This is a genomic window from Nitrospira defluvii (genome assembly GCF_905220995.1).
Lineage (GTDB): Bacteria > Nitrospirota > Nitrospiria > Nitrospirales > Nitrospiraceae > Nitrospira_A > Nitrospira_A defluvii_C.
Genome location: NZ_CAJNBJ010000019.1, coordinates 102,745 through 120,938, shown reverse-complemented (window position 1 = coordinate 120,938; position 18,194 = coordinate 102,745). Strand labels below are relative to the sequence as shown.

Genomic DNA, 18,194 nt, shown 5'->3' with positions numbered 1-18,194 from the left:
AGACGGCTTCTTCTACGACGTGTTGCACCTGCCGACCGGGGAAACCCAGCACATGAAGGTCCGCTCGATGGTAGGTCTGATTCCTCTCTTTGCGGTCGAGACGCTCGATTCCGAACTCGTGGACAGCCTGCCGCGCTTCAAGCACCGGATGCAGTGGTTCATCGAGAACCGGCCGGACTTTGCGCAGCATCTGGAAACGCAGTCCTGCGACGGAGGCGTGCGGCGCTTTCTCTCGCTTGTCAGCCGAGATCGCCTGAAATCCGTGTTGCGGTATATGCTGGATGAAGCGGAGTTCTTGTCTCCGTACGGTATCCGCGCGCTCTCGCGTTATCACCGCGATCATCCCTTCGTGATGTCGGTCATGGGCCGTGAGCATCGCGCGGAGTACGAACCGGCGGAATCCGGCACGGGCTTGTTCGGAGGCAATTCGAATTGGCGCGGACCGATCTGGTTCCCGGTCAATTATCTCCTGATCGAGTCGCTGCAAAAGTTCCACTACTTTCTCGGCAATCAGTATCGGGTGGAATGCCCGACGGGGTCGGGCCGTCACTCCACGCTGTGGGAAGTGGCGACCGAGATCTCTCGCCGGTTGATCCATATTTTTCTCCGGAATGCCCACGGAACGCGTCCGGTATTCGGGGGAACCCAGCGATTCCAAGACGATCCCCATTGGCGCCACCATGTCTTGTTCTACGAATATTTTCATGGGGACAATGGCGCAGGAATAGGGGCAAGCCATCAAACGGGTTGGACGGGATTGGTGGCCAAGCTGATTCAGCAATCGGGAGAGTGAAGCAGCCGTCAGCCCTCCCAATCAGCAGGAGCAAGAAGCGGAGGCATTCTTTCAAAGGCTGAGAGTTAAGATGAAACAGGTTCTTGCGCACCAGTGTAAGAAAACGGTTCCTCCATCGACTCAGCTACAGAAGGGCAAGTTAGTACAACGAAGGCGGGGGAAAGGCGCGACGCTCAATCCCTGATGTCGAGTCGTAAGGGGCGGGACGAAGCGAAGAACATTGCGCAACATAATCACCACGTTACTGGCTCATATCACTCTCCCCTGCAAAGAAGTTACCCGGTTGGCTTCTCAAGCTATGGATCGACCGCTGCCCTTGGCGACCCGGCTCAGTCTCCGGCTCCATTATTGGATCTGTGACGCCTGTGCGCGATACCGAGTTCAATTGCACACCATTCGGCAAATATTGCTCCGTTCGGGTGAACGGTGCCGGCACGGCAAGGCTTCGTTTCCCTCTCCTGCCATCAAGACCCGTTTGACAGAAACGTTTCGTGCCAGGCACAAGTAGGCGACCAGGGTCTGTTCCTCGCCATTATGCGTAAGCGGAGAATGGGGAAGCGGCCTTATCTGTTCGGGAAAGGGCGACGATGAAACCACCCATCAGCGACATTGCGTTTACCGAATCTGTGAAGGCGGTTCAACAACGCATGGGGTCACGGAAGCACTATGAGCGGATGGAAACGGATGGTGGGTGGGAGAATACAATCTCCAAGGATCTCGCCGACTTCATCGGCGACCGTGATTCGTGTTATTTGGCCACCGCTAACGTGAAGGGGCAGCCTTATATCCAGCACCGAGGGGGGCCAAAGGGGTTTCTCAAGGTGTTGGATGAGCGTACCCTGGCCTTTGCCGATTTCGCGGGGAATCGGCAGTACATCTCAATCGGAAACCTGTTCGAAAACAACCAAGCCTTTCTGTTTCTCATGGATTACACCAGCCAAACCCGGGTCAAAATCTGGGGCACAGCCGAGGTCGTCGATCATGATCTGCGCCTCATGAAGCAACTCACTGATCCGAGCTATAAAGGGAAGCCCGAACGCGCCATCCGCTTTCACGTTGAAGCATTCGATATCAATTGCCGGCAGCACATTCAACCGCGGTTCACACAAGAGGAGGTTGAAGCCCTCGTGCAACCTCTGCGCGATCGCCTCGCCGAATTGGAGTCAGAGAACAAAGCGTTGAAAAGCCACAGTGCGGCGCGCCTCAGGTAAGCCAATCATTGTGCAGTCTCCAGAGAGTCGCCATAACCTGTCCTGACCGATCGACCTGTTCAGGCCTGAGACGAGGCTCGCTGATTCTCGAATCTGTACGGCAATCTCTGGATCATGCCGTGCGGCATGGAGAGCGGTGATCAGTCCGTAAGTTCCCAGTCAGAATTCCAGGCGACTACCAAAAGATGTCCGTCGGGATCTTGGAACGAACCGGTGTTGCCACCCCAGAATGCATCGTGAGCCGCGTCGGCGTTTATGGCGTCGGCCCGGCTTGCCTGCTCATCACCACCTGTATCTCGGTCTTGCGTGTGACATTGTGTCCGAGTACGAATTCAGTGGCGCTTCGCGGACCAAGCGGCACCTTGGCCTCTTGGGCCATGTCCTTGCACGCCCACAGAGCACGCTTCAAGCCGTTCTGTAAATTAAAGAACGCGACCGCGCCATATTCGAACTCTCGGCCAACGATGCCTTCGTCGATAACCCGAGCTCATCGCGATAGAAGGGCAGCGTCGTTCGAGATTGTCGACACCAAGCGTAATGACGGTGATGCGTGCTTTCATATTGCTATCTCAGTGCGAACATCATGGGAGGAACCGTTGTGCACCTTGAAACAGAGGGTCGGAAATGACAGTCTTTCGACCTAGAGTGGAATTCCGAATCCATACACTTTGGAGGGCCTTTCGTTGAGACTTTGAATTTGTTCGAAAATTGCGAATCCAAGAATAGAAAGCTGACCACCCTTCATTCCCACTGCGAGTACATAGACGAGGTTTTTGGTAGGGCGGTGGCTCAAATAGGTCGTGACGACGTAGGAGTAGTATTTGAGCGCTGCATCCGTGCTCCTTTCCAGCAGTGCTTCATCCATTCGGGGAAGCATCATAGCCATTGGCTGATCTAGGCTCGTCATGTGTTGTGGTAAGCCAAAGCGCGCCGTAAGATCCTCAACGGCCTCATTGAATTTCGATGGTGATACGTCATTCTTCGCTACGTCACTTAAATGGGTGTAGCAGGCACTGCATGATCCTTTCTCCCATTGAGCAAGCCAGTCTTTAAGAAACTGATCCACGGGATCCACCGCTGATTGGGCAACGACACCGAACATCTTCTGTGTTCCCATCCCATGCACACCAATGAAGGTTGTGCTTTTGAATCCACAGGCCGAGGTAAGAAGAAGCGTCACCAACAGTCCAAAGCGTAGCGTCATATCAGCGCTGAAATAAAACATGTTCCTCCTCCACCTCTTTCCAGCAATACCGAATCACCTCAAGACAGAGCCGGCGCGCGCTACGTTCCTTTTAGGGAAATTGCAGGCCGATCGCGAAGGCCGCCGCATAACCTTCGTCTGTGGCTGTCGGAGCGAGCATGAGTTGATCCCCGCCACGCCGGAAAATGCGATCATCCTGGTTTCGCGCGTTGCGCCTGCCCTTCGCGGCATATGGTTGATCAGTATGGACACGATCCGTCAGCCCGTCCTCGAAGTACATTTGCGACGTGAACTCAAAGTGCCGCTCGGCGGCATGCGCAGTACGAACCTTCACGTGAATGTGCACCGTCCGGCCCGCATACCAACCAGGATAGATAGTGACGAACTTGGCTTCGCCATGCGCGTCGGTGATTTGATAGCCACGCAAAAACGTCTGGCCGACGGTGTCGAAGCCGGCATCTCGCACATCCGAGTAGACCCCCAACGCATCGCAGTGCCAGATGTCCACCTGAGCGCCGGCCAGTGGCAGACAGTCTCCGGAGCCAAGCCGGAATATTTGCAATGTCAGCGCGAGTGGGGTCCCGGGTTTGACTTGCCCGGTTGTCGGGTCTGAACGGATGTCGGAACGATTCAAGTGTTCGTCAACGAAATAGGGGCCTTCGGTTTGCTCCGGCCTGCCCACACAGGAGGGAACCTGCGTCCCGGCGATAGACCGCCGAAAAAACAGACCGCCGCCCATGAGCCAGAACGCGCCGGTTGCGCCGAGCAATGCGACCACTTGGCGGCGGGAAAGGAGGTGGCCCAGGGCGATTGTAGAAGCCTTCGATCTACGCACAGACATCCAACTCCTTTGAGGATTTCTGTCCCCGCTCAAATGTGTCTGTCGTTCAGTCCACTTCACCATAGACAGCGGGATGCCTCAGGAAGTAATAGGACTCCGTCTTTAGTGATAGGGACCGTAGGGAAGTCCATTTTCTGAAGACTTGAGTGCCTTAGCGGTGAGCCTACGAGCCGGTACACGGAGATCCTTATCCATGACAACAACAGGTCCGCCGCCACCAGTTACCGTAGGATCGAATTCATCCCGCGCGGTGCTCTTCCAAATGTCCTGCCCCGTGGCAGTATCCACTAACTTGTATTCCGCCGCCACACGAATCAGAGGAATAATCATCCAGGTCGGCTCCCATTCAGTAATGGTAACAGAGAGAACGGCATCCGCACCCGTCAGCTTGTGTAAGTATGACAGGTCAGCAACTGACATATCGGCGGGCATTGCGCCCGCGCCAGTGACGAGGGCTTGTGTTGCAAGCGTGGGAAAGACATAGTACCCACGCTCAATAAATTGTCGGTTTAGTGTCATCTCAAAAGCCAGTCCTGCCTGCGGGTTGCCAGACTTGTTGATGGGAGGGAGCACGAGTACCGAGGGGTATCGGTGCGGTGAGGACGAATCTCCCGACAATCGCAGTCCAGTGTTCCAAATAACTGTGAGCAAGTTTTCGGTGAACTGTTTGGATTCAGGATATTGCTCACTTTCCTTGCTAATCTGCCTCATCGCCTCGGCCTTGTTCCCCGCCATGTGAAGAAGGATGCCATGATCGGCATAAACCCCAGGGGGAATTATGGCTGAAACCATTTCGGCGGAAACGATAGATTGATCCAACAATGCGGCACTCTGATTGACACCATCCGGTCCGCCTAGCGCCAACAAGCTCTGCTCGTACACACCTAAGTCGTACGTCGCCTTGCACCCGGCTAGTTGAAGGACCATCACTAGACCAGACAGTATCTTATATATTAGGGGAATCACACAGGCTCGCGGAGGATTGGCAATGAAGCGGTCACTCTTTCGGGACATTCCAGGGCACCCCCTGCAAGATGGTATCTATCTCACGAGTTGCTTCGAAGCTAGCGGGGTAGGTAATGCGGTATTTCAGTGTCCAGGTACCACCTACAAAATTAAACATACACAAGTGGGATCGGAGCGGTTGTCGTTTCCCCGCGAACTGATCCTCGTATTCGAACGTGGTCATCCTTCCGACGCGGAGAGTTCCGCCAATCGGAACTGAAATCTCTGTGTCTTCGATCAGCCGCGCGCTAGGCCGGGGCTGTAGGACTTCGCGCATGCGCGCTTCAAACTCCCTCTTTGCGAGGAATGTCCGTGCCGAGGCCACTGTTCCTGGAGGTGAGCCAATAGAGACCAATGACGGGGAGGGATATACATAGACAGTCGCGGCGATTTTTTGTTGCCTCAAGTAGAGGTCGTAACCTGCACTGAGATCCAAACCATCCTGATCATAGCGTTGAATCAGGCTTCGACGAAAATCGCCCACAGCCAGAGGGAAGGTCATTCCCGAACGCTCATGTGTATAGGCGCCTTCGGAGAAAATAACTTGGGGCTGATTAAGCGGACGTGGTCGAGCGGGACAGCCAGCGAGCAGACTCGAGAGCAGAATAACAACGGATATGGCGATTAACTTGGTCATTTGGCGCGGATTCTAAGCAGCTTACCATTGAAAATGAATTTCGGGTAGAAAGCAGCTGAATGCCTCGTGCGGAGAAATAGGCGGCGGATATGTACCCAAGCGAAGGCTGCCGGAGCCTCTCTTGCAAGAGACCCCGGCGGCGGTGAAGAGCAGTCGCCGTAGGGTTACTGTACTTCGACGTTGATGCTCTGGGTGGCGGCGAGGAGGGCATGATCCTTTGTCGCGCCGGTCACGGTCACCTTGTGTTTGCCTTTGGGAATGCCCTTGAACGTTCCTCCGAAGCCCTTTTGGTACTGATCGTCCAGATACACGTGGGCATGCGCGGCTTGCGAGCCCTTCGTCAAATCATACTTCAGCTCAAAGCTATCGCCGACCTTGTCTCCATCCTTGGGAGCCGTAATCACGATCTTCGACCCGTCCTCGATCGGCTTGTCTGCGGCAAAGACCGGCGCTCCGCTGAGTGCGCCCACTAATGCGATACCCAGACCCACAATTCCGATGCTTTTCATCACATACATAACGGCCTCCTTGTTTGAACCAGTGAATGATCACGACACCCTATCACCCCTACGGATCAACCGCTCGGTTGGATTCTTTTCTCCGGTGTAAGACAATGCCGGTTCTTCCGACTACCTGCCATGGCGACTCACTACGACATCATCATCATCGGGACCGGGCCTGGCGGGGGCACGCTGGCCTATAAGCTGGCGCCGTCGGGGAAAAAGATTCTCTTGTTGGAGCGGGGCGGATACCTGCCGCGTGAGAAGGACAACTGGAGTTCCAAGACCGTCTTCATCGACAACAAGTACAAGGCCAAGGAAACCTGGAAGGACAAACACGGGGGTACGTTTCACCCTGGCATCCACTACAATGTCGGCGGGAATTCGAAGGTCTACGGCGCGGCGCTCTTGCGCATGCGGGCACAGGATTTCGGCGAGGTCAAACATTACGGCGGGATTTCACCGGAATGGCCGATCGGCTACGACGACCTTGAGCCCTATTACACCCAGGCTGAGTATTTGTACCACGTGCACGGCAACCGCGGGGAAGACCCGACGGAACCGAAGGCCAGCGCGCCGTACAAGTATCCTGCGCTCACTCACGAGCCTCGCATTCAGGTGCTGCATGAGGATTGGCAGAAGTGCGGCTACAAGCCCTTTCATCTGCCGGTCGGGGTGATGCTGGACGAACAGCAGAAGGAGCATAGTGCCTGCATCCGATGCAACACCTGTGACGGTTTCCCCTGTCTGGTGAATGCCAAGGCCGACTCGCAAGTGGTCTGTGTCGATCCGGCGTTGCAGTATCCGAACGTGACGCTGCTCACCAACGCACTGGTCGTCAGATTGGAGTCGAGGGGGACAGGCCGTGAAGTCACGGGCGTCGTCGTGGAGCGCGACGGCTGGACGGACATCTTCACAGGCAACATTGTGGTGGTCTCAGCCGGCGCGATCAACTCGGCCGCGCTCTTGTTAAAGTCCGCGAACGGGAAACATCCCAATGGGCTTGCCAATTCCTCCGACCTGGTGGGCCGGAACTACATGTGTCACAACAATTCGGCCATGCTGGCGATCTCCAGGCTGCCGAACCCGACGGTCTTTCAAAAAACCATCGGCCTCAACGACTTCTACTTTCCCTCGACTGAGTGGAATTATCCCATGGGCCACATCTCGATGATCGGGAAGCAGAATCTGGATTCGCTGCGGGCCGGTGCGCCGGCCTTTGCGCCGGGGCTTGCCCTCGACAAGATGGCGAAACATTCGCTCGACTTCTGGATGACCTCGGAAGATCTGCCCGATCCGAACAACCGCGTGCTTGTCGGCAAGGACGGGAGCATCACACTCGCCTATACGGAAAACAATCTGGAGGCGCATCAGCGATTGGCTGCCAAGCTCAAGAGCATGCTCAATCATCTAGGCTGCGAAGAACATCTGCTGCCCACACACCTGTATCTGGGGAAGAAGATTCCGATTGCCGGCACGGCACACCAGTGCGGGACAGTCCGCTTCGGGCGTGATCCAAAGACCAGCGTGCTGGACGTGCACTGCAAGGCGCACGATCTGGATAATCTCTACGTTGTGGATGCAAGCTTCTTCGTCTCGAGCTCAGCGGTCAATCCCTCACTGACGATCATCGCGAACGCCCTGCGAGTAGGGGATCATCTGCTCTCAAGACTTGCGTGAAACAACCGGCGTGAAAGGTGAAACGTGAAGAGTTTTGCCAGGAAGATTGTGCTCACCGCCCTGCCATTCCTTGTATGTTTCACCGTGCCATCGGAGGCCCAGGTTGCAGTCCAATCCGTCGCCTCCGTCGGCTTCACCGTCTCGGACATGGACCGATCCATCGCCTTCTACCGTGACGTATTGACGTTCACGCCGCTGAGTGACGTGGAGGTCGATGGGCCTGAATATGATCAATTCTGGGGTCTGTTCGGCGTGCGCGCGCGAGTGGTGAGGCTGCAACTCGGCGAACAGGAACTGGTGCTGACCGAGTTTCTCTCGCCCCCGGACCTGCGGCCGATTCCGATGCCGTCTTACAGCCATGATCTCTGGTTCCAGCACTGCGCCATCGTCGTGCGCGACATGGAGGCCGCCTGGGCGCAGCTGCGGAAGCACCATGTCCGCCAGGTATCACCGCGGCCGCAGACCATCCCGAGGTCGAATGTCGCCGCCGCCGGCATCAAGGCCATGAAATTTCGAGATCCGGACGGACATAATCTCGAACTGCTCTGGTTCCCGGATGGCAAGGGGCATCCACGCTGGCAGAGGGGCGGGACCGACCTGTTCCTGGGGATCGATCACACGGCGATGACGGTCCGGAGCACGGAGAACAGCACCAAGTTTTATCGCGACTTGTTGGGGATGACGGTTGCCGGAGGCACGCTCAATATGGGCGCGACCCAACAGTATCTCGACAGTTTGCCCGGCGCCCGTACACGCGTCACCGGCCTGGCCCCGAAGCTGAACCCGCCGAGCCTGGAATTTCTGGAATATGAACTCCCGACGGCGGGACGGCCTTTCCCCATCGATTCGCACCCGACCGATCTCTGGCACTGGCAGACGACGCTCGTGGTGTCCGATGTGGAGGCAGCCGCATCAGCCCTGCGAGACGGGGCGCAGTTTGTGTCATCCGGCGTGGTGACGTTGCCGGATAAGAGTGTGGGATTCGGGAAAGGCTTCCTGGTGCGAGATCCCGATGGACATGTGATGCAAGTGGTTTCACCATGAGCGCCATAACGATGGTCTCCACAGGGATGCTGCGCACGATGACGACCTGGATCAAACTGGGGTGTGGCGCCCTGGCGGTGGCCGCCGCTTGGTGGGGGGGCTCCTCATTCGACTATGAGCGATATTTTTCGCCGACCGCGCTCGCGCAATGGATCAATGAGGCCGGCCCGCTGGGGCCGCTGCTGCTGATCGGAGGCATGGTCGGGGCCGTGATCGTCCCGCCGATCCCCAGTTTGCCGTTGGACCTCGCAGCCGGAGCGGCCTTCGGCCCATTCTACGGCGCACTCTATGCCGTGATCGGCGCGGAGATCGGCGCGATCGTTTGTTTTCTCATAGCGCGTGTGTTGGGACGCGAGGCGCTGTCGCATCTCATGAAGACGGAGCATACGTTTTGCCGGATGTGTACGGACCATCAGTTGATGGGCGCCATGTTCGTCGCCCGGTTCATCCCGATCTTTTCATTCGACGTGGTGAGTTACGGCGCCGGCCTCACGAATATGTCGCTCAAAACCTTCGCGCTGGCCACCCTGTTCGGCATGGCGCCGCCGACCTTTGCGTTCGTTTATCTGGGTAGCAGCGTCGTCAGCGCCCAATGGCCGTTGATTGCCGTCGGCGTCGTGATGGTCGCCTGCTTTCTGGCCATGCCCAAGATTCTGGCTCAGTACCGGACGAGTCGCTTCGCCCGGCTCTTCCTTGGACCGCCGCCGGACCCGGCGGCGGTCCGAAGGGAAATCCCCCTACAGATCCGCTGTATAGGCTGCGGCGCACGGCTTTCGCCTCCATGACTGCCCCCGTTGTGCCCGCGTTCCCCTTGGTTGCGGGACTTTCCCCTCCGGTGCTAGACTTTGCGCGATTTTTCCTGCCCTCCACGGTCCTCAGTAGGTGAGTGCGATGGCATCTCCCGACCTTGAAGAAGCCCTCCGACGCAGCGAGGAATTGGCCGCTCGCCTGATCGAAAGCAGTCGCGATTGCATCAAGGTGCTTGATCTCAACGGGCATCTTCTGTCCATGAATGCTCACGGTATGACGGCGCTGGAGATCTGCGACTTCGGCCCGCTGGTCGGTTCCCCTTGGATTGAGTTCTGGGACGGGCAAGACCGGGAGCAGGCGCGTGCCGCTGTCGAAGAAGCGCGTCAAGGTCGAGTCGGTCGATTCACCGGATTCTTCGCCACAGCACAAACCAAGACGCCGAAATGGTGGGATGTCTCGGTGACCGCCATTCTCGGCAAAGACGGCAAGCCCGAGCAGCTGCTCGCGATTTCGCGCGATGTCACGAGGCTGAAGGAAGCCGAGCAGGCGATTCAGCAAGCCTACGGCCGATTGGAACAGCAGGTTGCCGCCAGGACGCGTGATCTTGCGCAGACCGGCCTTGTGCTTCGGCAGATCGTCGAAGGGGTCGAGTCGAAAATCGGTGAACAGTTTTTTCCCTCGCTCGTGCAGCAGCTGGCCACCGCGCTCGGCGTGGATTATGCCTATGTGTCCGAGCTCAGAGAGGATGGCATCAGCTTCCGATCCAGAGCGGGATGGGGCAAAGGGCAGCCGCTTCCCCAGTTCGACGTGCCGGCACACGGCCCCTGCGAAACTGTGCTGACACGCAAATGTGTCCACCATCCGGACCAACTACGCGAGCTGTATCCTCACGTTCAACTCATCCAGGACATCGGCGTCGAGAGCTACTGTGGGGTGCCGATTGTGGATGGCTCGGACCGGGTCATCGGGCACCTGGCAATCATGGATTCCAAGCCGATGCTCGATCCCGTGCGGACGACATCGACCCTTGGCATCTTTGCCATGCGAGCGGCTGCGGAGTTCGAGCGGTTACGGTTTGAACGAGCGCTATGCAAGAGCGATCTCACGTTGCGGAAGATCGATGAAGGAACGGCCGCCACGACAGGCGCAGATTTTTTCAATTCGCTGGTCAAGAGTCTCGCGGAAGCGCTCCAGACCAGATACGCCTTCGTCTCCAAGTTTGTCAGCGGTTCGCATACGCGTGTGCGCACGCTGGCGTTCTGGCATGGCGACGGCTTCCTCGACAACTTCGAATACGACCTGCCCCACACTCCTTGCGAGCGCGTGTTAGCGGGAGAAGTGTGTCTGTTCCCGGAGAAGGTACAAGACTTGTTTCCCGAGCATCGGGAGGACTTGGCCAAGCTGGGTGTCGAGAGTTACCTTGCCATTCCTGTGTCGGACCGCTCCGGTGCAGTCATGGGGCATCTCGCCGTCATGGATACCAAGCCGATGCACGACGACCCTCGGGTGCTGTCGGTGTTCAAAATTTTCGGGGTCCGGGCAGGTGCCGAGTTGGAGCGAGAACGCCTGGATACCCGGCTGAAGGAGAACGAGGAGCGATTGCGGGACCTTTTTGACGAGGCTCCCATTGCCTATGTGCACGAAGGATTGGACACCCGCTTTCTGCGGGCCAATCGCGCGGCGATGCGGAGCCTGGGTATCACGCCGGAAGAAGTCAACGGGACGTATGGCCGCAGTTTTATTCCGGACACGCCGGATGCCCAGCGCCGCTTAAAGGAAGCCTTCGATTCCGTCGGCCGTGGTGCCGATACCAGCGGCGTGGTGCTGGAATTGCGCCGTAAGGACAACGGCAAGCCGCTCTGGATCCAGTGGTGGTCGAAGCCGGATCCCAGTGGTACCTACACCCGCACCATGTTCGTGGACATTACCGAGCGTGTGCTGATGGAGCAGGAAAAGGCCCGGCTCGAAGCGCAGAACGTCTACCTGCAAGAAGAAATCAAGGGCGCGCACAATTTCGAAGAACTGATCGGGTCGTCGACGTCGCTCAGAAAAGTGCTGAAGAACGTGGAGCGGGTGGCGCCGACCGATTCGACGGTGCTCATCACCGGTGAGACCGGCACCGGCAAGGAACTGATTGCGCGCGCGGTTCATAATCTGAGCCCTCGTAAGGATCGGCCTTTGGTGAAGGTGAACTGCGCCGCCATCCCGGCCGGCCTGATCGAAAGCGAACTCTTTGGCCACGAAAAGGGCGCTTTCACCGGCGCGCTGACGAAGAAGATGGGCCGCTTTGAAGTGGCGGATAAGGGCACGATTTTTCTCGATGAGATCGGCGATTTACCGCTGGATCTGCAATCGAAGCTGCTGCGTGTGTTACAGGAAGGCGAATTCGAGCGGGTCGGCGGTACGCAGACCTTCAAAGTGAAGGTGCGGGTGATCGCCGCCACGAACCGGGATCTGGCACAGCAGTCGAAGGCCGGTCAATACCGTCCCGATCTCTATTACCGGCTGAACGTGTTTCCGATTCACCTGCCGCCGTTGCGCGAGCGCGAGAGCGATATCCCGCTGCTGGTGCAGTACTTCGTCCGCAAGTTCGCCGCGAACTTCGGGAAGAAGATCGACCGGATTCCTGAACGGATGATGACGGCGTTCCAGCGTTATCCCTGGCCGGGCAACATCCGCGAACTGGAACATGTCATCGAACGGGCGGTCATTCTTAGCGAAGGACCGGAATTGGAACCGATCGAGTGGTTGTCGTCGTCTGACGGCAAGGCCGGTCAGGCCAAGACGCACACCCTCCAGGAAGCAGAACGGCAGCACATTGTCGACGTGTTGGAGCAGACCAGCTGGCGCGTGAGTGGTCCCAAGGGCGCGGCTGCCGTTCTTGGATTGAAACCGACGACCCTTGAAGCCAAGATGAAAAAGCTCGGCATCGAACGCAAGCATCGTGAAGCGTAAAGCATCGTTCGTGAGACGCGAACCGGCATAACGATCCGTATCTTTTCCCGCCTCCCTTTTTCTGATCGTTCCCAATCCGTCACATCCCACGTCGATTCCCCAGCGAGATTCGCTCACGATCCACGAACGACGATCTTTTCTCCCAATATATCGTGACGGTCCCAATATTTTGGGAATCCATCTTGCGCTGACAGACGGCTGATTCCAGCAACGTTCTTCCATTTCTCATTGCATTGACGAGCACTTAGCCTATCAGGCGGCACTGCCGCGCTGTGTGGCATCGCTGTTGCTGATGAGTCTGCTCAGTGCAGGAGAGCAAAGGAGATGCTGGAGCGATGTTGAAGATCACCAAAACTCACGAAAGCGGAAGCGACGTTCTCCTCAAGCTGGAAGGAAAGATCACGGCGCAGTGGGCCGATCTCCTCGACGGCGAGTGCCGCTCGTTTCTCCGACAGAAGAAGACCGTCTATCTGGACTGTTCTCATGTGGATTTTATCGATCAGCGAGGAGTGGAGGTGGTCAAGAACTTCCCTTCCACCCAAGTTACCCTGATGAGCGCTCCCGGTTTTGTGACGGAGTTGCTGCAGATTGGAGGCCAGTCATGAATTCAGCCATCACCACCTATCACGAATCGACGGGACAGTCCTTGCTGGCCGGAGAATCGACGGTCGTTTCGACAGGCACGCCGTCCCCGCAGGCAGAGCGGACCCTCCTTGCCAGGCTCCGCGCCGGTGATGAGGGTGCGTTCGGCGAGTTGGTCGACAAACATCACGGCGCACTGATTCGGATGGCCCTGAGCCATGTGGCGGATCGGGAGGTGGCCGAGGAAGTGGTGCAAGACACGTGGATAGCCGTGATCGAAGGGTTGTCCCGCTTCGAGGGACGCTCGTCGCTGCGGACCTGGATTTTCGGGATTCTGATTCATAAGGCGAAGGACCGGGGCGTGCGCGAGAAGCGGCACACGACGTTCTCCGCTCTCGAGTCCTACGAGGACGACCAGGACGAAGCGATCGATCCCTCCCGTTTCCAACAATCAGGCGAATGGGCTGGCCATTGGGCCTTTCCTCCGCAACCGTGGGACGACCAAACCCCGGAGAAACTGTTGGCCTCTCAGCAGGCGGTTTCTGCCATGAACCAGGCGATCGAGGCGTTGCCCAGAAACTTGAAGGAGGTCTTGATTCTTCGCGATGTCGATGGGCTGGAATCACAGGAGGTGTGCGAGTTGCTGAAGATCACGGAAACCAATCTGTATGTGCGCTTACACCGGGCCCGGGAGCGCGTGCGCCGGGCGGCGGAGGTCTATCTGGAAGGGGTGCCTCAGGCAGTGTAAGAAATGCCTGAACGGGGAGACTCAGGGATGAATACCATCATTGGAGGTCCTCCCCATGGCACACGATTCGTCTGAACGCACGGCACCGGACATCACGTGCCGTGAGGTGGTCGGCTGGACCTCGGCGTACCTCGATGACCATGTGGGTGATCCGATAAACGTTCGCCTGGCCCTGCATCTGTCCACCTGTGTCGGTTGTGGGACGTATGTGAAACAGATTGCGTCCATTCGGAACCTGCTTGGATTGCTGCCGGGAGCAGTCGAAGAACCGGCCCGGCGTGACCGATTGCGCCGGATATTCTCAGCGCGACAGCAGCGGCTGTAGTCGGCCACATGAGCGCAGCACGCCCCCGTGAGACGGGGCAATCCACCGATTTCTCACGGACACAAGTGGCAGCCATTCGTCCGCGAGCTTCTTTCAGCCCTGTCATGTCACAGGGAAGTCGCGATCGACAAAAGCCATGAGACTTCTCCCGACGGGGTCGCTATAGTGTAACCTGGTTCCATTGTGCACGACCATTTGATGGGATCAGGTCTTCTGGTAGCGATCTGTCAGCATGAGGAGGCGCATGGAGAGCGCACTACTTTACGACCGGCTGCAGTTTGCCGTTACCTCCACCTTTCACTATCTCTTTCCGCAATTGACGATGGGCCTGGCCCTGCTGCTGGTCTATTTGCGGACCAGGGATCTGCTGAGTGCCGACGATCATTTTCATCACGTGGCCCGGTTCTGGACCGGCATCTTCGCGCTGAGTTTTGCCTTTGGCGTGGTGACCGGCATTCCGTTGGAATTTCAATTCGGCACGAACTGGGCGAAGTTCTCCAATTACGCCGGGGGAATCATCGGGCAAACCCTGGCGATGGAAGGGGTGTTCGCGTTCTTCCTGGAGTCTTCTTTCCTGGGCCTGCTGCTGTTCGGTGAGAATCGATTCAGCCGCCGTGTGCAGTGGTTTGCCGCGCTGATGCTGTTCCTGGGCTCCTGGCTGTCCGGGTACTTCATCCTGGCCACCAACGCCTGGATGCAGCATCCTGTGGCCTATCGTGTGGCCGAGGATGGTCGCCTAGTCGTGGACAGTGTGATCGGGTTGCTGACCAATCCCTGGCTCTTCTGGCAGTTCGCCCACAACATGACTGCTGCAGTGGTGACCGGGTCCTTCGTGATGGCAGCGGTCGGCGCCTTCTATCTATTGGCTGGTCAGCACCGCTCCCATGCCAAAACCTATCTACGCACCGGGGTGGTCGTCGGGGCCGTCGCTTCCGTGTTGATGATCTCGCCGACGGGACATGAAAACGCCAGGCAGGTGTTCGAGTATCAGCCGATCAAGGGTGCCGCATTCGAGGGGCTGTTTCGCACCGAGCGGGGAGCCGATGTCGTGTTGGTCGGCCAGCCGAATGTGGAAACCATGACCATCGATAATCCACTGGTGATCCCATCCGCCCTGAGTCTGCTCGTGTATTATGACCTCTATGCCAATGTGAAGGGACTCGATGTATTCGCGCCGCGAGAGTGGCCTGACAACATCCCGCTTCTCTACTACTCGTACCACATCATGGCCGGACTGGGGACCATTCTGGTGGCCGTGATGGGACTGGCACTCCTGTGGTTATGGCGGGGGAGGCTCTTCGAGACGACCTGGTTGCTTTGGTTGCTCATGCTCAGCGTCCCGTTTCCCTATATCGCCACCACGGCCGGGTGGATGACGACCGAACTGGGTCGTCAACCCTGGCTCGTATACGGTCTGCTCCATACGGCCGACGGCGTCTCCCCGTTAGTCCATTCAGGGAATGCGCTGTTCACGCTCATCGGGTTTCTCGGCCTTTACCTGTTCCTCGGCCTGCTCTTTCTGTTTCTGCTGGCCGAGACGATTCGACATGGACCGGCAGAGGTAGCGACTGGAGACGTCATGCCGGGCTGATTGGAGAACAGTCGCGCGATGGAAACCTTCTGGTTTGGCGCCGTCACGTTGATGCTGGCGGTCTACGTGGTGCTCGATGGCTACGATTTCGGGGTCGGCATGGTATACCCCTTTGTCGCTCGGACGGATAAAGACAAACGGGTGATCCTGGCGGCCATCGGCCCGGTCTGGAGCGGCAATGAAGTATGGTTGATCGCCGCAGGAGCCGTCCTGTTTATGGCCTTTCCCAAGGCCTATGCCGCAGGTTTCAGCGGTTTCTACCTCGCGCTGATCATTGTCCTCTGGTTGCTGATGGGCCGCGGTCTGGCCATTGAACTGCGCGGGCACCTGGACCATCCTCTCTGGAGAGAGTTCTGGGATGTGGTATTCGCCGTCACCAGTGCGTTACTGGCGATCGTGTTCGGGGCCGCGCTGGGCAACTTGATTCGCGGTGTGCCGTTGAATGCCGAGGGTTACTTCTTTGTGGCACTCTGGACCGACTTCCTCCCAGGCCCTGAGCCGGGCATTCTCGATTGGTTCACGCTGTTGCTGGCACTCACCAGCGTCGTGCTCCTGACCATGCACGGGGCCAATTTTCTGGCCATGAAAACCACCAGCGAGTTGCAGGCCAGGGCCCGGCGCGTCGCTCGCTTGACCGGGTATGCCACGGCCCTGCTGGTCGCGTCGGTTCTGCCGGTGCTCTCTCTGGTACAGCCGTCTCTTCGGCTGAACTACGATGCCCATCCGATCGGGTATGGTCTGCCATTGATCGCACTCGCCGCGCTGATAGCCGTGCAGGTATTTAGAGCACAAGATCGAGATGTGGCGGCGTTCACCTCATCGAGTCTGCTCCTGCTGGGCTTGCTCGGAGGCATTGCATGGGGGTCCTATCCAAATATTCTCATCGCGACGACTGATCCTGCCCACAGTTTGACGGTTACCAACGCCTCGGCCGGGAGCGATGGTCTGCAAGCGGCCTTTTGGTGGTTTATGATCGGACTGGCCACCGTCATTGCCTATCAGATCTGTATCCACCGCCTCTTCTGGGGTCCCGTGAAACCGGGATCCGGCGATTTCTCTGCTCACTAACCAGCCCGTAAGATTTTTCCCTCTCTGCTGACGAAGTAGCAGGTCCACCGCCTGCTGCGTTCAGGGAGAAGACATCATGAAAGCCGTCGCCGTTATTCCAGGACAGCCGGATTCCATTCACCTTGCCGAATTGCCGAAGCCGTCCGTCCACGAGATTCCGAACGGCCGTGGGGTGCTGGTGCAGGTATTGCGTGTCGGAATCGATGGCACGGATAAAGAAATCAACGCCGCCGAGTATGGGATGGCTCCTCCGGGTGACGACTTTCTCGTGATCGGTCATGAGTGTCTGGGCCGGGTGCTGGAAGTCGGCCCCGCTGTCACTGAGTTCACGCCTGGTGATTATGTGGTGCCCACAGTGCGGCGGCCGGGCGGCAGCTTCTACGACCAGATCGGCCAATACGACATGACGAGCGAAGATACCTATTTCGAACGGGGCATCAACCTTCGGCACGGCTATTTGACGGAACGGTTCGTAGATGACCCCGAATACCTCGTGAAGATTCCGAAGGGGCTGAAGCCCGTGGCCGTCTTGTTGGAACCAGCGTCGATCATTGAGAAGGGGATTATCCAGGCCTATGAAGCCCAGCGGCGTTTCAAAATCTGGCGTCCAAGGAAAGCCGCTGTCTTGGGTGCGGGAACCGTCGGGTTACTGGCCGCCCTCTCGCTGAAAATGAAGGGGTTCGATGTGACCAGCTTCGGCAAGCAGGGCGGGCCGTCGCGTAATCTTGACCTCTTGGCGGAACTCGGCGTGCGCTACATTTCCACGAGCGACCTGTCGATTCGGGAGGCCGCGAGGCGTTTCGGTCCCTTTGATTTGATGTTCGAGGCGACCGGGTACTCTCCGGTGGTGTTCGAAGCGATGGAATGTTTGGGCAAGAACGGTGTGCTGGTGCTGGCGAGTGTAACCGGTGGGGACCGCGAGCATCCGATCCCTGCCGACAAGATCAACTTGGATTTCGTGCTGGGCAACAAGCTGGTCGTCGGAACGGTCAATGCCAACCGGGAATATTTTGAAGCTGGGGTCTATGACTTCGCGCGGGCGGAGCTGGAGTTTTCCGGCTGGCTGTCGAAACTCCTCACCCATCCGGTAGAAGGCCTCGACAACTACCGGGACATGATGCGGTTGCTGACAGAGGAGCGTGGCGCGATCAAGGTCTACGTGAATGTGGCCTACGACCAGCAGGACCAGACGCCTCGCCTTGGTCATGAGGCGAAGCCGCGATGCACAATCCCGAATGGATGAGAACAATGGGCGCAACG

General features: G+C 57.8%; 18 protein-coding genes and 1 pseudogene. 13 read left to right on the top strand and 6 right to left on the bottom strand.

Going from position 1 to position 18,194, the window contains the following annotated elements; genetic code table 11:
• The 3 genes from KJA79_RS20620 to KJA79_RS20610 form a co-directional block, all read left to right on the top strand.
• On the top strand, positions 1-793 hold a 793-nt coding region (locus KJA79_RS20620; RefSeq protein WP_425518128.1), incomplete at its 5' end, for an MGH1-like glycoside hydrolase domain-containing protein.
• A 220-nt stretch (positions 794-1,013) separates the two neighbouring features.
• Positions 1,014-1,301, top strand: a complete 288-nt coding sequence (locus tag KJA79_RS23410; RefSeq protein ID WP_425518127.1) for a zf-HC2 domain-containing protein — start codon at positions 1,014-1,016, stop codon at positions 1,299-1,301.
• Between the two features lie 79 nt (positions 1,302-1,380).
• Positions 1,381-2,004, top strand: coding sequence for a pyridoxamine 5'-phosphate oxidase family protein (locus tag KJA79_RS20610; protein WP_213043977.1), 624 nt, complete (start codon positions 1,381-1,383; stop codon positions 2,002-2,004).
• Between the two features lie 140 nt (positions 2,005-2,144).
• Here the strand turns inward: KJA79_RS20610 and KJA79_RS23220 are convergent.
• The 6 genes and pseudogenes from KJA79_RS23220 to KJA79_RS20585 all read right to left on the bottom strand — a co-directional run bounded on the left by KJA79_RS23220 (position 2,145) and on the right by KJA79_RS20585 (position 6,209).
• Positions 2,145-2,564, bottom strand: a pseudogene (locus KJA79_RS23220) (VOC family protein).
• Between the two features lie 80 nt (positions 2,565-2,644).
• Positions 2,645-3,229, bottom strand: a complete 585-nt coding sequence (locus tag KJA79_RS20605; RefSeq protein ID WP_213043976.1) for a hypothetical protein — start codon at positions 3,227-3,229, stop codon at positions 2,645-2,647.
• 70 nt (positions 3,230-3,299) lie between these two features.
• Complete coding sequence (locus tag KJA79_RS20600; RefSeq protein WP_425518126.1) at positions 3,300-4,049, bottom strand: intradiol ring-cleavage dioxygenase; 750 nt, start codon at positions 4,047-4,049, stop codon at positions 3,300-3,302.
• Between the two features lie 102 nt (positions 4,050-4,151).
• Positions 4,152-4,976, bottom strand: coding sequence for a GNA1162 family protein (locus tag KJA79_RS20595; protein WP_213043974.1), 825 nt, complete (start codon positions 4,974-4,976; stop codon positions 4,152-4,154).
• A 70-nt stretch (positions 4,977-5,046) separates the two neighbouring features.
• Entirely contained in the window at positions 5,047-5,691 is a 645-nt protein-coding gene (locus KJA79_RS20590) for a hypothetical protein (RefSeq protein WP_213043973.1), read from the bottom strand.
• A 164-nt stretch (positions 5,692-5,855) separates the two neighbouring features.
• A complete protein-coding gene (locus KJA79_RS20585) occupies positions 5,856-6,209 on the bottom strand; it encodes a hypothetical protein (RefSeq protein ID WP_213043972.1) in 354 nt (117 codons plus the stop codon).
• Positions 6,210-6,329: 120 nt separating this feature from the next.
• Between KJA79_RS20585 and KJA79_RS20580 the strand changes: the two genes are divergently transcribed.
• The 10 genes from KJA79_RS20580 to KJA79_RS20535 all read left to right on the top strand — a co-directional run bounded on the left by KJA79_RS20580 (position 6,330) and on the right by KJA79_RS20535 (position 18,177).
• Entirely contained in the window at positions 6,330-7,871 is a 1,542-nt protein-coding gene (locus KJA79_RS20580) for a GMC oxidoreductase (protein WP_213043971.1), read from the top strand.
• Positions 7,872-7,895: 24 nt separating this feature from the next.
• Positions 7,896-8,915: a VOC family protein gene (locus KJA79_RS20575; RefSeq protein ID WP_213043970.1), complete on the top strand. Its 1,020-nt coding sequence runs from the start codon at positions 7,896-7,898 to the stop codon at positions 8,913-8,915.
• Positions 8,912-9,700, top strand: coding sequence for a TVP38/TMEM64 family protein (locus tag KJA79_RS20570; protein WP_213043969.1), 789 nt, complete (start codon positions 8,912-8,914; stop codon positions 9,698-9,700). The genes KJA79_RS20575 and KJA79_RS20570 overlap by 4 nt, the downstream gene beginning before the upstream one ends.
• Before the next feature lie 106 nt (positions 9,701-9,806).
• The gene (locus KJA79_RS20565; RefSeq protein WP_213043968.1) at positions 9,807-12,620 is read left to right on the top strand and encodes a sigma 54-interacting transcriptional regulator; all 2,814 of its coding nucleotides are present in this window, start codon (positions 9,807-9,809) and stop codon (positions 12,618-12,620) included.
• Between the two features lie 335 nt (positions 12,621-12,955).
• Positions 12,956-13,225 carry an STAS domain-containing protein gene (locus KJA79_RS20560; protein WP_213043967.1) on the top strand — a complete coding sequence of 90 codons (270 nt, stop codon included), beginning with the start codon at positions 12,956-12,958 and terminating at the stop codon, positions 13,223-13,225.
• On the top strand, positions 13,222-13,950 hold the full coding sequence (locus KJA79_RS20555) for an RNA polymerase sigma factor (protein ID WP_213043966.1): 729 nt from the start codon (positions 13,222-13,224) through the stop codon (positions 13,948-13,950). Before KJA79_RS20560 ends, KJA79_RS20555 begins: the two co-directional genes overlap by 4 nt.
• A gap of 55 nt (positions 13,951-14,005) precedes the next feature.
• Positions 14,006-14,275: an anti-sigma factor gene (locus KJA79_RS20550; protein WP_213043965.1), complete on the top strand. Its 270-nt coding sequence runs from the start codon at positions 14,006-14,008 to the stop codon at positions 14,273-14,275.
• A 244-nt stretch (positions 14,276-14,519) separates the two neighbouring features.
• A complete protein-coding gene (locus tag KJA79_RS20545; RefSeq protein ID WP_213043964.1) occupies positions 14,520-15,866 on the top strand; it encodes a cytochrome ubiquinol oxidase subunit I in 1,347 nt (448 codons plus the stop codon).
• Positions 15,867-15,884: 18 nt separating this feature from the next.
• Positions 15,885-16,934, top strand: a complete 1,050-nt coding sequence (cydB, locus tag KJA79_RS20540; protein WP_213043963.1) for a cytochrome d ubiquinol oxidase subunit II — start codon at positions 15,885-15,887, stop codon at positions 16,932-16,934.
• A 76-nt stretch (positions 16,935-17,010) separates the two neighbouring features.
• Complete coding sequence (locus tag KJA79_RS20535) at positions 17,011-18,177, top strand: glucose 1-dehydrogenase (RefSeq protein WP_213043962.1); 1,167 nt, start codon at positions 17,011-17,013, stop codon at positions 18,175-18,177.
• The last annotated feature ends 17 nt before the right edge of the window (positions 18,178-18,194 follow it).